Source organism: Acidobacteriota bacterium, assembly GCA_009861545.1.
Classification (GTDB): Bacteria; Acidobacteriota; Vicinamibacteria; order Vicinamibacterales; family UBA8438; genus WTFV01.
On sequence record VXME01000146.1, the window covers coordinates 1 to 14,776 of the forward strand.

Below are 14,776 nucleotides of genomic sequence, written 5' to 3' on the forward strand. Positions count from 1 at the left end.
GTCGACACCCGACAGCAAGTACATGTATGTCGCGGTGTCCGGGACCGACCAGACGTTGGCGATCGATCTGGAGAAGCTCGAGGTGGTCGCCACCATCACGACCGGCGCGCGGCCGGCCCGCATCAGCACGGTCATCCTGCCCCCCGACCGCGTGAATCCCAAGGGCACCAACATGCGGTCGGAGGAGGAGTAGGCGTCATGATGACGAGACTCGGCCTGGGGCTGATCTGCTGTCTGGCTGCGGTGGCGGTCGTGGCGCCACCGCCGGGCATTGTCGCGCCGGTCGCCGCTCAGACCCTGAGCACCGGCGAGTTGGAGACGTATCGCGGCACCGTCGAGAGCGTCTTCATGGAAGACCGCGGGGGCACGATTGGAGGCTATGCGTCGTGCGTGATGTGTCACACGTGGCAGACGAGCGTGCGCTTCAGTCTGGAGACCCCGAACTCCAATGCCGGCTGGAGCAGCGAGCAGTCGATGCGCAACTTCGAGGTGGTGAGCCAGCTCATCAACACGGCCGATCCCGAGAGCAGCCGGCTGCTCTTGAAGCCCCTGTCACCCGATGCGGGCGGACTGACTCACACCGGGGGGACCTACTGGACCTCCGCTGACGACCCACAGTACGTTGCGCTGCTCGATTGGATTCGAAGCATGGCGGATGACGCCTTCGTCCCGCCGCCGGAGCCCGAGATCGACTTCGAGTTCTTCCGCGCGTGCGTTCAGCCCGTCTTCGCGAATCCGCGCGAAGGGCAGCTCCGCTGCAGCAACTGCCATTCCACGGGGCTCATCGGCTTCGCGCCGGCTCCCGGACGTGGCGACGAGTGGAGCGACGAAGAGGCCCAGCGCGCCTATCAGCTGATCACCCGCGTGATCACGCCGGGCAACCCGGAGCAGAGTCGGCTTCTGCTGAAGCCCCTTCATCCCGACGGCGGCGGCGCTTACACGCACAACGGTCCGCGACGCTGGCAGAGTCGGGACGACCCGGAGTGGCAGATGCTGGCCGGGTGGGTTCGCGGGGAGCGAACCGGATCCAGCTGTTCCTAGAGCTGATAGCGGGGCCACCGACGCGCGTCGGTGGCCCCGCCGGTTTCGGCGCCGGAGGAGATTGGTGTCAAGTCCTCCGGCCCCCCTTCCGATGAAGCGCTATCCGCCCAGTGGCAGGATGAACTGCCAGCCCTCGTCGATGCGCTGCTGCAGCCGGACCGCGCCGTCCCCGCAGCCGCAGATCACGCGATCCTGGGCCTGACAAGCCGCGAGGACCTTGTCGTACATGGCGTCGACTTCCGGATGGTTCTCCGGCCCGGGCGCCGGTCCGAGACCGAGGTCGATGCTCATGTCGCCCGGAACGACCATGATCGCGCTGACCGGCGCGGCCAGGATGGCGTCGATGTTCGCGACCGCCTCGGCCGATTCGACCATGGCCACCACGAAGAGCTCGCCGTCCGGGTCGAGCGGCCACACGTCGGCCCGGGCGTGGTACTCGGCGGTGTCCACGCCCCACAGGCGGGTCGCCCGGCCGGGACCCCAGCCCCGCTCGCCGCGCGGCTCGGGTTGCGCGTCGTCCCGCGCCGGCGGATAGCGCGCGGCCTGCACCAGGCGCACGGCCTCCTCGCCGGTATCGACGTGCGGCACGATGACGCCGAGACCGCCGAGGTCGAGGACCTGCTTGATGGCCCACTTGAAGTCCTCGTCGCCCTCCTGCGGGATGCGCACCATCGGCGTCAGCCGCATGCGCCCCTGCTCGTCGCGGTCCTGATCGGCCTCGGCGAAGGCCTCCACGATGCCCTGGGCCGAAAAAGGCGAGTGCTCCATGTCGACGAAGCGCCAGTCCTGGTTGGCGATGGCTGGCCTGCCTTCCTCGATCGCCTCGATGACCTTGTTCAGGCGGGTCCGCTCCTGCGCCTGGGCGTCGTTCGGTGCGAAACCGCCGGCAACGGCCAGGGCGGCGGCGACCCCCCCGGCGATCCAGCGCGCCCGCCGCAAGGCGGTGCCACGTGCTGCGTACGTCGTGCTCATCGAAACCTCCTCATCCGCGTGTGTCCGACTCCTGGGGATTCGCTCCACAGGGTTTCGCCGCAGCGAAACGCCCTAACGCGACCAGCAGGGTCGCGCCGCGACCGCGAGGTCGCGCGCGTGCCCTACTGTAGCCCGGAAACCGTTGCCCTGGGACTCGGCCGCCCGCCCGCCCGGTCCTTTCCGGGAGTCTGCACCGCCCTGCGGCGCGGACTTCCGGCAGGCCGCGGCAAAGGGCTCCGCTGCAATCGACCGGTGCAGGTGATATAAGGAACGACCATGAAGCAACTACCTGCCGCTACCCGGTTCACCGGCCGGCGCACTCACGCGGGCGTGCTGCTTGCGGCCCTGCTCGGCGGCGCGTTCTGGCTGGCGCTGCCCGCGGCGCAGGACGCGGCGGAAGCCCCGATGTATCGGGTCGATCCGTTCTGGCCCCAGCCCCTGCCGACCATGACGGACGAGAACGGGCTGGCGCGGCAGTGGGTGACCGGGATGGTGGGGGCGAGCTGCATCGACTCGCAGGACCGCGTCGTCACCGTCAACCGGGGCTTCCTGCCCAACGGGCTGCTGCCCCAGGAGGGCTCTCAGTCGATCCCGTCGCCGCCGGTGATCCTCTACGACCCGGCCGGAAGCGTCGCCGCGAGCTGGGGCGATACGACGCTCACCGAGGACGGGGCGGCCGCGGTGCTGCCGCACGGCATCCACGGTTGCTTCGTGGACGAGATGGACAACATCTGGATCGCGGGGAATTCGGACGGCGTGGTCCAGAAATGGACCCACGACGGGTCGCGGATGCTGCTGCAGATCGGCGCCAAGGGCGTCTGCGACGGTCCGCCCACGCTGAACCCGGGGTCTCCGCATCCGACCTGCGGCGAGCCGGGCTACAACCGCAGCCGGACGCTGCTCAACGCCCCGGCCGACATCGCCGTGGATCCGAACCCGGACCCGGTGACCGGCGAGCGCGGCTCGGTGTACATCGCCGACGGCTACGGCAATCACCGTATCGTGGTCTTCGACCGCGAGGGCAACTACCTGCGCCAGTGGGGATCGGCCGGCAGCGGCGAGGGGCAGTTCGTCGAGGGCGGCGGGGGACACCCGCACTGCGTGGTCCTCGGCAACGACGGTCTGGTCTACGCCTGCGACCGCGGGCAGAACCGCATCCAGGTGTTCGACCGGGAGGGGAACCTGCGGCGCATCATCCCGGTCGACCCGGCCGCGTACGGTCAGGCGACGCTGCGGGCCACCGACATCGAGCTCTCGCGCGACCCGGAGCAGCGCCACCTGTTCGTCGTGGACCTCGGCAGCAACCGCATCTGGATCCTGGAGCGCGAGAGCGGCGACATCGTCGGCAGCATCGGCGGGTCCGGTCACATGGCGGGGGAGTTCACTTTTCCCCATACCATCGTGATCGACTCGCAGGGGAACCTCTACGCCGCCGAGACGGTCGGCGGGCGACGGAACCAGAAGTTCACGCGCGTGAACTAACCCGGCAGCGGCGGCATCCGCGGGCCCGGCGTGCTGAACGTCATCTCGGTGATCGCCTTCACACTGCGGTTCCCGTAGCGGAACGGCACGATCAGCCGTAGCGGCGCGCCGTGCCGCGGCGGGATCGGCTCGTCGTTCATCAGCCACGCCAGCAGGACCTGCGGGCGCCGGAGCGTCGTCATCGGCTCGTCCGCGTAGAAGCGGTCGGAGCCGACGAAGCGGCAGTAGTGGACCTCGGGGATGACGCCGAGCATGTCGGCGAAGTCGCTGAAGCGGACGCCGGTCCACTTGACGATGCCCCGCGGGTTCGGCGCGCCGCACTGCAGCAGCCAGGTGCCGGAGACGACCGGAAGCTGCTCCAGGTCCGAGAAGCGCAGCGTGCCGGAAAGCCGGGCCATGCCGCGGGTGTCGACCCGGATCGCCATCCGCCGGTAGTCGAACTCGATCTCCGGCGTCCGCCGCCCTTGCGTGCGCCACATCAGCGGATCGGTGATCCCGCCGGCCGCGCTCTCCGGGTGCTCGGGGGCCGACCCGTCGGCATTGAGGGGCAGCGGCGCCGGGAATCCCTCGCGGAGCGGCCTCTCGACGAGGCTGTCCGGCCAGTCCTCTTGCGCCCGGGTCGCGACTGGTGCGGCGTTGCCGGGGCGGACGACGCCGAGGGACAGGCCGGCCAGGGCGGAGCCGGAGACGGAGAGCGCCTTGCGTCGAGAGAGAGTCATCGCTGCACCTCCTGGGTTCTTCGCGCCGAAGTCGACAGCATTCTATCCGTTCGGGACCGACCGGCGGTGGTAGAATCGCCGGACAGGCGCGCAAGCAGGTTCAACGGTACGGCAACAAGACAGGAGTTCGAAGGATGGCGACGAAACACTGGTCGGTCTGCTATCTGGTGGCGGCGGTGATGCTCGTGCTGCCCGTCACGGCGGCGGCGCAGGACAAGTTCTGGATCGTCCAGACCAACAGCCGCGGCGACAACCTGCACTTCATCGATCCCGCCACCAACGAGGTGGTCGCCGAGATCGACGGCATCTCGTTGGCCCACGGCGCCGCGCCGGCTCCCGACGGGAGCAAGGTGTACATCGCCAACGAGTCCGACAACACCATCGACATCGTCGACGTGAAGGCGCTGAAGGTGATCAAGAAGGTCCCGCTCAGCGGACATCCCAACAACATCGCGATCACGCCGGACGGCAAGAAGGTCTACACGGCGATCGCCGAGGCCCCCGGGGCCCTCGACGTGCTCGACACCGAGTCCGAGGAGATCATCGCGACGATCTCGGTCCACGGCGGCGTGCACAATACCTACGTCACGCCCGACGGCAAGTACGCCGTCGCCGGCATGATCGGCGCGCGCAACCTCACCGTCGTGGACACCGCGACCGACCAGCCGGTGTGGACCACCTACTTCGATCGCGGCATCCGCCCGATGGCGTTCGACCGCCACGAGGACGGCTCGACGCGTCACGTCTACGCGCAGCTCTCCAACTTCAACGGCTTCGGCGTCATCGATTTCTCGACGCGCAAGGAAGTGCGGCGCATCGAGTACCCCGCGGTTCCCGAGGATGAGCAGTTGCCCGGTCACAGCGGCAACACCGCGCACGGCATCGGCGTGACCCCGGACAACAAGTACCTGGTCGCCAACAGCAGCCTGAACAGCAGCGTCTACGTCTACGCGCTGCCGGAGTTGGAGCTGGTCGGCGGCGTCGTCGTCGGCGAGTCGCCGAACTGGATCACGATTACGCCGGACAGCAAGTACGCCTACGTTTCGTTGGCGGACACCAGCAGCGTCGCCGTGGTGGAGATCGAATCGGTGAAGAAGGTCACCGAGATCGTGACGGGCGGCAACGTTCCGAAGCGCAACGCCACGCTGATACTCGATCAGTAGGGATGCGCGCTGTTCTTCGTCTTGCCGGCGCGGCGGCTCCGGTCCTGGTGGCCGGGGTCGTCGTCGCCGCTCCGGGCGTGGAGGTGGCTGCTCCCTCCGTGCGCGATGGTGTCTACACGGTGGAGCAGGCGGATCGCGGCGAGGTCCTGTACGACGACCGGTGCGCCGTGTGCCACGGCGCCATCCGCCAGTTCGTTCCCGGGATGGCGGCCCTGCTCGGCGATCACACCTTTCGGAATTTCTGGCGCGGTCGTTCGCTCGGCGAAATGTTCGGGTACATCCAGGAGACGATGCCGCAGGACGCACCGGGCACGCTCAGCCCCGCCCAGACGGCCGAGATCATGGCGCACATCCTCCGCGGCAACCGCCTGCCGCCCGGCGAGACGGCGCTTCCCGAAGACGAGGAAGCGCTGAACGCGATTCCCTTCGATCCCTGAGTTCCTTTCCCCCATTCCGGGCCAGGCCGTTCTCATACCCCTGCCTTTGTCCGAGGGCTGCACCGCCCAAGGTCGCGCAGACGTCCGGCGGCGCGTGCGACTGCACCGTTCCGTGCACCTCGGTCGCCTACCCGAACAGCAGGTTCACGATGAACGTCGCCGCGAGGATGCCGGCGACGTCGGCCGAGAGGCAAGCGGGCAGCGTATGGCGGGTGTTGCGGATGCCGACGGCCCCGAAGTAGACCGCCAGCGTGTAGAAGGTGGTCTCGGTGCTGCCGTAGACCGTGCTGGCCAGATAGCCGATCACGGAATCGGGGCCATGGGTCTGAATGATCTCGGCGGCCACGCCGAGCGAGCCGGAGCCGGACAGAGGACGAAGCACCGCCACCGGCAGCACTTCGGCGGGCATGCCGATGAGGGTGGTAATCGGTCCCAGCGCGGCTACGAGGGCATCGATGCCGCCGGCGGCGCGGAACATGCCGATGGCCACGAGAATCGCGACCAGGAAGGGGATTATGCGCAAGGCGACGTCGAAGCCCTGCTTCGCGCCTTCGACCAGCGAATCGTATACCCGCACCCCACGCACCCAGCCATACAGCACGAGCGCCGAAACCAGGGCCGGGAGCATCCAGAACGAGGTCATCCCGCGGAACGCGTCCACCGGGGCTTCCGCACCGAGCCGGGTGAGAAAGTCGCGGGCGGCCAGCGCCAGCAGGGCGATCCAGAACGCTCGGGCGATCCAGAGTCGCCCGGCGAGAGGTTCCGGCGCCGCCTCCGGGCCGGCCGGGGCTCCGGCCGGGACTTCCGTCGGTTCGGGCTCCGCCGTCGTTGCGGTCGTCGGGGCTTCGATGGAGGGAGGCGCCGTCCTGCGGTAGCGGCCGAGGCGCGATAGCAGTAGCGCCGCGGTGACGCCGACAATCGTCGCCGACCCGCTGGCGAACCACGTCGGGAAGAAGATCCCGGCCGCGTCCTCCGACCCGAGCGCGGCGCGCACGCCGATCATGCCGCTGGGCAGCACGGCCAGACCCGCCGTATTGATGGCGAGGAACAGCGCCATCGCGTTGGTGGCGGTGCCCGGGCGGCTGTTCAGCTTGTCGAGCTCCTGGATCGCCTTGATGCCGAACGGCGTGGCGGCGTTGCCGAGGCCCATCATGTTGGCGGCGATGTTGAGGATCATCGCGCTGATCGCCGGGCTGTCGTCCGGCACGTCCGGGAAGAGCCGACGCATGACGGGGCGGACCGCGCGGGCGATGGTGGCCATCAGCCCGCCGTTCTCGGCGACGCGCATCAACCCCAGAAAGAAGGCCATGACGCCGACGAGCCCGATCGCGAGGTCGACGGCGTTGCGCGCCGACGAAAGGATCGCTCCGGTGAGATCCTCCATGCGGCCCGTGGCCGCGGCCAGGAGCACCGAGGCGAGCGCAACCGAGACGAAAAGACCGTTCAGCATTGGGCAGGCCGGGCTACCGGGCGACCGGAGCCGATCGTAGCAGGAACCGTGATGGAACCTTCGGACGTCGCCGGTGTCCAAACGTACAGTGGCTCGGAGGCGCTCGCGACCGCAAGGTCGGCGGCCTCCTTGCATAAGGTACGGTGGTACGCGAACCTTGGCGGGACGGCGAAGGCCGCGAACGCGGCCTCTGGTGGGGCTCTTGAGATCTGCATCGGCTGTCGAATGGTCGGCGCTCCCCGCGGCCGACACCTCGCTGATCGACCGGTGCGTCGAAGGGGACGAGGAGGCGTGCCGCCGGCTGGTCGAAACGCACCAGGCGATGGTGTTCCAGCTCGCACTCGCGCTGCTGGGTGATCGCGAGGAGGCGCTCGACGTCTCGCAGGACGTCTTTCTGCGTGTGTTCCGGACCTTGGCGAGGTTCCGCGGGGACGCGACGCTCAGGACCTGGATCTACCGCATCGTCGTCAATCAGGCGCGTAACCGGCAGCGGTCCTGGACGCGGCGTCGGCGGGATGCGCAGGTCTCGCTGGAGGACTACGCGTCCGCCCACGGCGAGCCGCGGGCCACGAATCAACCGGGAGCCGACGTACGGCTCGAGCGGCGACAGCTCGCGAAGCGCATGCGGGCGGCCATCGGCGCGCTGCCGTTCGAACAGCGGTCGGCCCTGGTGCTGCGGGAGTTCCACGGCATGCGGTACCAGGAGATCGCCTTCTCGCTCGGCGTGACGGTGGGTACGGTCAAGTCTAGACTCGCGCGCGGGCGCGCCGCGCTCCGCGAATCGCTGAAGGAGCTCTGGCCAAGGTGACCTGCAGATGGACGCGGCGGCATCTGGCCGCCTATATCGACGACGAGCTCTCCGTGGGCAAGCGGATTGCCGTCGACGCGCACCTCGCCGAATGCCCGGCCTGCGTTCGTCTAGCGGACGAGGAGCGGGAGCTGAGCCGCACGGTGCGGCTGGTGGCGGGAGATCGGCTGGACGACGACATCGTCGAGCGCCTGCGCGTGGTCGGGGGCATGGTGCTGAGCCGTATCGCCGCCGAGCGGGAAGTGGCCCGTACGACCGGCATGCGCGGGCTGGCGGACAATCTGCACAGAGTCTGGCTGGCCGGCGCCGCCTGTGCGGTGACCGTCGTCTGCGCGTTGGTCGCGGCCAGCGCCGTCAGTACCGTGCAGAGCCCTGATTCGCTGGCGGCGATGATGGAGGCTCTGTCGAATCCGGGTTCGAACGAGAATCCCGTGCAGCTTCGGACCGGAATGGTCGCACCGCAGTTGAGCCCCGAAGCAGTGCTCCTGACCCTGCCCGAGCCGATGCCGCTGCCCGGCCGCCCGACCGGGGTGACGTTCGCGGTCGTCGTCACGCGCGAGGGAACGGTCTCGGGAATCGAGGTGCTCGGGTCGAGCGGGCCGGACCCGCTGAGCTGGCACGAACTGGTCGACTCGGCATACGGCTCGCGGTTCCTGCCGGCCGAGTACCGCGGCGCGCCGGTGGCGGTCAACATGGTCTGGGTGGTCGAGCAGGTGACGATCCTGGCCGACGCGTCCATGTCCGACGGCCGCGACGTCGCCTTCGCGCCTACCGCGTAGCCGGGGTCCGGCCCCGAGAGAGATCAGCGAGCGGAGGCCGTCGCGGTATTCCGCATGGCGTCCGTGACGCGCAGCACCAGCCGGTCGAGGTCCGCGGCCGGCACGGCCAGCTCGAAGCGCTCCTCACGCTCGTCGGCGATGCCGTCCGCCGGATAGGCCGCCTGCCAGAGATCGGGGTCCACCCTGTACTCCACGCGGTCGAGCGTCGATTGGGCGTCGGAGACCAGCAGGCGTACGCGAGCCTGGTTTCCGGACGGGGTCACGCTCTCGACGACGATGCGGGGCGGCGTGTTGTCGACGTCGAAGGGCGCGGTGTCGCGCAGGGCCGTCAGTGCCTGGCCCGGTGCGTTCGCTCCGGCGTCGGTGGCGACGATGCGTACGACGTAGGTGCCGTCCGGCGTCGACGTCGTGTCCCAGGTGAAGAGGCGCGTCGTCAGGTCCCGCTGCAGCACCCGCCATTCGGCGGCGGTCTCCTCGCGGTAGCGGATCTCGAACCGCAGCGGGTCGTCGTTGGGATCGCGCGCCTCCCAGGCGAAGGATTGGAGGCCCTTGCGATAGACCTGCCGGCCCAGGGTCGGCGTCTGCGCCGCGCCGGGCGCCGGCGGCGGGGCCGCGGGATCGCGCACGGCGTCCAGTCCGGCGATCGGCGGGTCGGTCGGAAACGCCTGCAGGTTGACCCGTCCGGGAGGATGAACCGTGACCTGCGTGACCTCGGGGGCGAGATTGCGGGGCAGGTAGGCCGCGGTGACCGAGAAGAGCGCCGGTGCGACGCCGGCCCCCTCGAACTCCGCCTTCCACTGCAGGTAGCGCGCCTTGGGACTGCTGATGGCCGTGCCGGCCGGAACGGTGTACGCCTCGGACCAGGGACTCCAGGTCTCGCCGGGAACCGCGGTGTTGCCCGCGCGGGTATGCAGGCGGACGGAGCTGTTGCCCGGCGTGCTCGCGCGCCAGCGAATCGTGCCCCATGTCGCCACCGTACGCGCATCGTGCACATCGGAAACGTAGGTGCCGCTGCCGGCCCGGCTCGAGGCGAGACGGTGCAGGTTGCCCGGGTTCGCCGTGGTGAAGTAGGTCTGGCCGTCCGGTCCGTCGACGAAGCGGGTGACCTGCCCGGCGGCGGCGCGGGTGAGGAGCACCGTCGTCCGCGGCCGGCCCTGCACGCGGAAGATCTTTCCTTCCGGACCGGTGCCGACGATGACGGCGCCCTCGGCGTCGATCACGGCGTCATAGGGCGTGTCCGCGGTCGACTGCCACACCACGTCCCAGATGCCGTCCGGCGCGATGCGGTACACGGCGCCGCCCAGTGCGGTCGAGGGCGCGGCGGCGCCCGTGCTCGGCGCGGACGGGGCCGCCGCCGGCGTGGCCGGCGCGCTGGCCGTCACCGTCACCGACACGCTGGTGGTCACCACCGGAGTAGCGGAAGCAGCCGCGGCGGGGGCGGCGGGGCCCGCCGAGATAGGCGCCGCGGCGCCGCCGGCGGCCAGCGCCAGGACCGCGCCGTCGCGGGCGAGGCGGATCGACGTGATCTCGTCGTGCTGCGTATCGAGCAGCACGAACGCGCGCCCCGCCGCGTCGAGCCGCAGCACGCGGCCGGGCGAGCCGGTACCGGCGACGAGGCGGCCTTGCGCGTCCACGGCGAGCGACCGGACGTGCGCGGCGCCCGTGTCGTACAGCAGTGCCGCGCTGCCGTCCGGCGGGATGCGGTAGATCCGCCCGGGATTGCCGGTGCCCGCGTACAGCGATCCGTCGGAGCCCGTTGCGAGCGCCCAGACGTACGGTTCCTCCGCGTCGAACACGTCGCGCCGCGTGCCGCGGGCGTCGAGGGCGGCGATCAGTCCGCCGGGCGACAGCGCGGCGTACACGGTCCCGCCCGTCCCGACCGCCAGCGCCTGCACGTCGCCGGAGGCGCCAGCGAGGACGGTGCTCGCTTCACCGGCGGGAGACACGCGGTAGACGGCGCCGGGAGGGCCGCCGCCGACCCAAAGCGCCCCGCCGGCCCGCGCGAGCGACCAGAGAAACGGCAGCCCCGTGGCATGCACCCGCTCGGCGTTCGGCCCCAGCAACAGCCGCCCGCCGGCGTCGATGGAGACGTTGTCCGCCCTGCCGCGCAGGAACTCCGCCTGCGTGGAGACGCGCCAGAAGACAGGGCTGGCCGCGGACACCACGACGATTGCAGCGGCCGCGGCGAGCGCGGCGGCGACAATTCCCGTGAGGCGCCGGCGCGCGAGAGACGTCATTCGGCCTCGACCGCAAAGGAGAGTTGGCGGGAGCCGGAGGTGACGTAGCCGATCGGAACCTCCCATTCGCCCAGCGTCGCTTCGCGCAAGCGGGTCACGTCGCCGCCGGCGCGGTCACCGTCGAGCACCGCGAGCACCGACGGGGGCAACCCCGCCCGCGGCTGCCCGCGCACCACGGCGCCGGGTCGCGAGGCCAGCAACTGCACGTACAGGCGGTCCTGCTGCCGTCCCGTGCTGAGGGCCCGGATCAACTGCGGCAGCGAGCGGGCCTGCTGCGGCTGCCGCCCGGCCCGCACCTCGCGCCGGTCGAGCGTCGCCGCGTCGGCCACCAGAAGTTGCACGGAGCCGGTCACGTCGCGAGGCAGCTCGACGTCGACCGTATGCGCTATCGCGACGCCTTCGACCGTGCGGACGACCACCCCGATCGGAACCGTATCACCGGGCCGGATGCGGTCCGCGTCGATGCGGACCTGCTCCAGCGTGGCCGTACGGGGGCGTTCGTAGGTGTTGATATCGATATCGATGCGTTCCACCTCGACCGGTCCGAATCGGTTGCCGAGAAGAGACATCAACGGCGTCGTCGCCGAGAGCGCCGCGCTGAAGGCGGCCGATTGCCCCGTGAAGACGTTGCCGAACGCCAGGTTGCCGTACCCGCCTCCCAGGGCGGCGATTCCCGACACTTCGTAGGTGCTGCTCGGGGCGACGTCGCGGTTCCATGAGAGGAACGTGTTGAGCACACCGGTCAGCGTCAGGATCGGCGTGAACAAGGGGTCGTCGATGATCTCGAACGTGAACCGTTCGCGCAGGCGGCGGTCGGCGGCCGAGATCGACAGCGTGACCGGAATCAGCTCGGGTCCGTTCCCGAGACTCCCGTAGATGCCGGTCGATCGGTCCTGGTCGATCGTCCCGAGCACGGGGCCGATGGTGGCCAGCCGCGACGAGATCGCGAGACTCGGCAGCAGCGTGGTGACGTGGGCCCGGGTCATCGGCAACTGGGCCCGTCCGAGGTTGTAGAACGGGTGGCCGAAGGCATACACCCGGCCGTCCTCGACCAGGGTGACCGTGCCGGTTCCCGCCATGGCCAGGTCGCCCTGGATCAGGCTGGCGCCTATCGGGTCTCCCGGTTGCAGGGGCGGCCCGTCGTCAACGCCGGAAGACGGCCCCCCGCGTTGGCCTCCGACGGTGGGAACGAGACCGCCGGCGCCGAACGCGGCGTTCCAGAGGTCATGGATCTCGGGCGTGAACCCGCTCAGCACCAGCGGTGTCGCAATCGGCCGCAGCAACGCGCCGAGCCTTCCTGCGGCGACCGCCGGCAGGCCGGCGGCGCGGACGTCGCCGGGGCGCCGGGCGAAGGGCTCGGCGGGTGGCAGGGCGCGCGCGACGACGTCGACCAGGGTGTCGCGTGTGACGTCGCGCGCCGGCGGAAGCGGTATGGACCACCGCCGAGCGGCAAGCAGCGGGGTCGAGTCCGTCGCGGCCATCTCCTCGATCGGGGTGATGCCCGCGATCGCTTCGCGGGAGAACGACCCGAGCGCGTAGGAGACGGCGCCCACCAGACGATCGTCGATGTAGACCGGGCTGCCGCTCATGCCCTGGATGACCCCGGTCTGCGCCAGCGGACCGCCTTCGAGCCTGGCGACGATGAGCGAGCGCCGGGGACCGAGCACGTTGGTGAGCACGCCGAGCACCTGTACGTCGAACCGGTCGCGGGTCGCTCCGCCGAATACCGTGACGCCGAAGCCCCGCATCCCGACCTCGATCTCGTCCACCGGCATTCGGGAGGTGACCGCCGGCAACGGGACCAGCGTCGCGGCCGCGAGCGCGATACCCGCGGCAACGGCCGAAAAGCGGCTTGGCGTGAGTCTCATGGCGACCGGGCTTCCTTCCGTCGAGAACCATCATACCGTCAAGCGGTTCCCGGCGACTGCAATTGACACTCCGATCCACCTCTGCTACCGTCAGAACTTGGCCCGCGCGGTGGGACAAGCGGCGGCAAAGGCGATGTTTCCCACGGTCAGAACGATGCGCAATCCTGGTGAGGCGGCGGAAAGTCGGCCCTGTTGGTGGCGCCGCACGTTTATCGCCTCGCAGGGAGGGGCTGGCTGACAGGCCGACGTCACTGGACAGGACAACCCAGCCTCTTCAACCCCCAGGGTGAAGAGGCTTTTTTTGTGGGCAGCGGAGACGAATGGGCGACGGCAGGACCCGGTTGTGCGCGACGGTGACGGCGGAAACGACGTCCGAGTTGCGTGCGCGGCGCGACGCGCAGGAGGGGGCGGACCTCGTGGAGTTGCGTCTGGACAGCGTAGCCGATCCCGACGTCGGCGGCGCGCTCGCGGACCGCCGACGCCCGGTGGTGGCCACCTGCCGGCCGACCTGGGAGGGAGGCGCGTTCGCGGGCAGCGAGGCCGAGCGCCGCCGCATTCTGCTGGAGGCCTGCCGCCTCGGCGCCGAGTACGTCGACGTGGAGCAGCGGGCCGGATTCGCGGATGAGGTCCTCGCTGCCCGCGGCGGCCGCGGGGTGGTCCTGTCGTTCCACGACTTCGACGGCGTACCGGCGGATCTGGAGGCCCGGTATCGGTCGATGCGGGCCACCGGGGCCGAAGTGGTGAAGATCGCGTCGACGGCGGGCAGGCTTACGGAGGCTCTGCGGGTGGCGAGGCTTGGGAGCGACGACGAACCCCGGGTCCTGATCGGCATGGGGGTGGCGGGGATCCCGTCGCGCGTCCTGGCCGGCCGGTTCGGTTCGTGCTGGACCTACGCGGGTGACGGAATCGCGCCCGGGCAGATCGACCTGGTGCGGATGCGGGAGCAGTTTCGGTTCCGGGAGATTGCGGAGAGTACCGCCGTCTACGGCGTGCTCGGGTCGCCCATCGGTCACTCGCTCTCCCCGGCGATGCACAACGCCGGCTTTCGGGCGCACGGCATCGACGCGGTCTACCTGCCTCTCGAAGCCGCCGACGTGGAGGACTTCCTGGCCTTCGCCGACGCCGTCGGACTGCGGGGCGCCAGCGTCACCGCGCCCTTCAAGGAAGCGATCGTGCCGCACGTGGCCGAGCAGGACGCCATCGGCAACGCGATCGGCGCGGTAAACACGGTGCGCCCTCTGGCCGGCGGGGTCTGGGAGGGCCTCAACACCGACGTGCCCGGACTGCTGGCGCCGCTGGCCGGCCGCATGGCGCTGGCCGGTGCGCGGGCGACCGTGCTGGGATCGGGCGGGGTGGCCCGGGCCGCGGCGTTCGCGCTGCGCGGCGCGGGCGCGGACGTTACCGTTTGCGCGCGGCGTCCGGAACGGGCCGCCGCCGTCGCGGACGTGGCGCCCGGCACCCGTACGGCGCCGCTGCCGCCGCGACCGGCCTCCTGGGATCTGCTGATCAACACCACGCCGCTGGGGACGTGGCCCGCTGCCGGACGGAGCCCGCTGCCGGACGGGCCGTTCGATGGACGCCTGGTGTACGACCTCGTGTACAACCCGCCGGAGACCCGCCTGATGGCGGACGCGGCGCGTGCGGGGTGCGACACCATCGGGGGGCTCGACATGCTAGTGGCCCAGGCCGTCCGCCAGTTCGCGTGGTGGACGGGCGAGACCCCGTCCGCCGATCGGTTCCAGCAGGCGGCCGAGCAGGATCTCGCCCGGCAGGCGCAAGGGGTCTCGGGGGCCGCCGCGCAGCCCGCGTGACGGAAACGC

Annotated in this window: 12 protein-coding genes; 7 read left to right on the forward strand and 5 right to left on the reverse strand. The window is 70.4% G+C overall.

Annotated elements, in window-relative coordinates; genetic code table 11:
• Positions 1-198 precede the first annotated feature (198 nt).
• Positions 199-1,041 carry a hypothetical protein gene (locus F4X11_22430; GenBank protein MYN67750.1) on the forward strand — a complete coding sequence of 281 codons (843 nt, stop codon included), beginning with the start codon at positions 199-201 and terminating at the stop codon, positions 1,039-1,041.
• Positions 1,042-1,140: 99 nt separating this feature from the next.
• Here the strand turns inward: F4X11_22430 and F4X11_22435 are convergent, their stop codons facing one another.
• Complete coding sequence (locus F4X11_22435; protein ID MYN67751.1) at positions 1,141-2,013, reverse strand: aldolase; 873 nt, start codon at positions 2,011-2,013, stop codon at positions 1,141-1,143.
• 276 nt (positions 2,014-2,289) lie between these two features.
• Between F4X11_22435 and F4X11_22440 the strand changes: the two genes are divergently transcribed.
• A complete protein-coding gene (locus F4X11_22440) occupies positions 2,290-3,495 on the forward strand; it encodes a hypothetical protein (protein MYN67752.1) in 1,206 nt (401 codons plus the stop codon).
• Here F4X11_22440 and F4X11_22445 read toward each other — a convergent pair.
• The gene (locus F4X11_22445) at positions 3,492-4,214 is read right to left on the reverse strand and encodes a molybdopterin-dependent oxidoreductase (protein ID MYN67753.1); all 723 of its coding nucleotides are present in this window, start codon (positions 4,212-4,214) and stop codon (positions 3,492-3,494) included. The genes F4X11_22440 and F4X11_22445 overlap by 4 nt on opposite strands.
• A 134-nt stretch (positions 4,215-4,348) precedes the next feature.
• Between F4X11_22445 and F4X11_22450 the strand changes: the two genes are divergently transcribed.
• Positions 4,349-5,377, forward strand: coding sequence for a beta-propeller fold lactonase family protein (locus F4X11_22450; protein ID MYN67754.1), 1,029 nt, complete (start codon positions 4,349-4,351; stop codon positions 5,375-5,377).
• A 2-nt stretch (positions 5,378-5,379) separates the two neighbouring features.
• Positions 5,380-5,814, forward strand: coding sequence for a cytochrome c (locus F4X11_22455; protein ID MYN67755.1), 435 nt, complete (start codon positions 5,380-5,382; stop codon positions 5,812-5,814).
• Positions 5,815-5,941: 127 nt separating this feature from the next.
• On the opposite strand, the gene F4X11_22460 is transcribed toward F4X11_22455, so the two are convergent.
• Entirely contained in the window at positions 5,942-7,261 is a 1,320-nt protein-coding gene (locus F4X11_22460) for a spore maturation protein (GenBank protein ID MYN67756.1), read from the reverse strand.
• 76 nt (positions 7,262-7,337) lie between these two features.
• Here F4X11_22460 and F4X11_22465 point away from each other — a divergent pair, with 76 nt between their 5' ends.
• Positions 7,338-8,072, forward strand: a complete 735-nt coding sequence (locus F4X11_22465; protein ID MYN67757.1) for a sigma-70 family RNA polymerase sigma factor — start codon at positions 7,338-7,340, stop codon at positions 8,070-8,072.
• Positions 8,045-8,851: a hypothetical protein gene (locus F4X11_22470; protein MYN67758.1), complete on the forward strand. Its 807-nt coding sequence runs from the start codon at positions 8,045-8,047 to the stop codon at positions 8,849-8,851. Before F4X11_22465 ends, F4X11_22470 begins: the two co-directional genes overlap by 28 nt.
• 23 nt (positions 8,852-8,874) lie before the next feature.
• Here the strand turns inward: F4X11_22470 and F4X11_22475 are convergent, their stop codons facing one another.
• On the reverse strand, positions 8,875-11,088 hold the full coding sequence (locus tag F4X11_22475; protein MYN67759.1) for a hypothetical protein: 2,214 nt from the start codon (positions 11,086-11,088) through the stop codon (positions 8,875-8,877).
• The gene (locus tag F4X11_22480; GenBank protein ID MYN67760.1) at positions 11,085-12,956 is read right to left on the reverse strand and encodes a hypothetical protein; all 1,872 of its coding nucleotides are present in this window, start codon (positions 12,954-12,956) and stop codon (positions 11,085-11,087) included. Before F4X11_22480 ends, F4X11_22475 begins: the two co-directional genes overlap by 4 nt.
• Positions 12,957-13,276: 320 nt before the next feature.
• On the opposite strand from F4X11_22480, the gene F4X11_22485 reads away from it, so the two are divergent.
• Complete coding sequence (locus F4X11_22485; protein MYN67761.1) at positions 13,277-14,767, forward strand: type I 3-dehydroquinate dehydratase; 1,491 nt, start codon at positions 13,277-13,279, stop codon at positions 14,765-14,767.
• Positions 14,768-14,776: the final 9 nt, after the last annotated feature.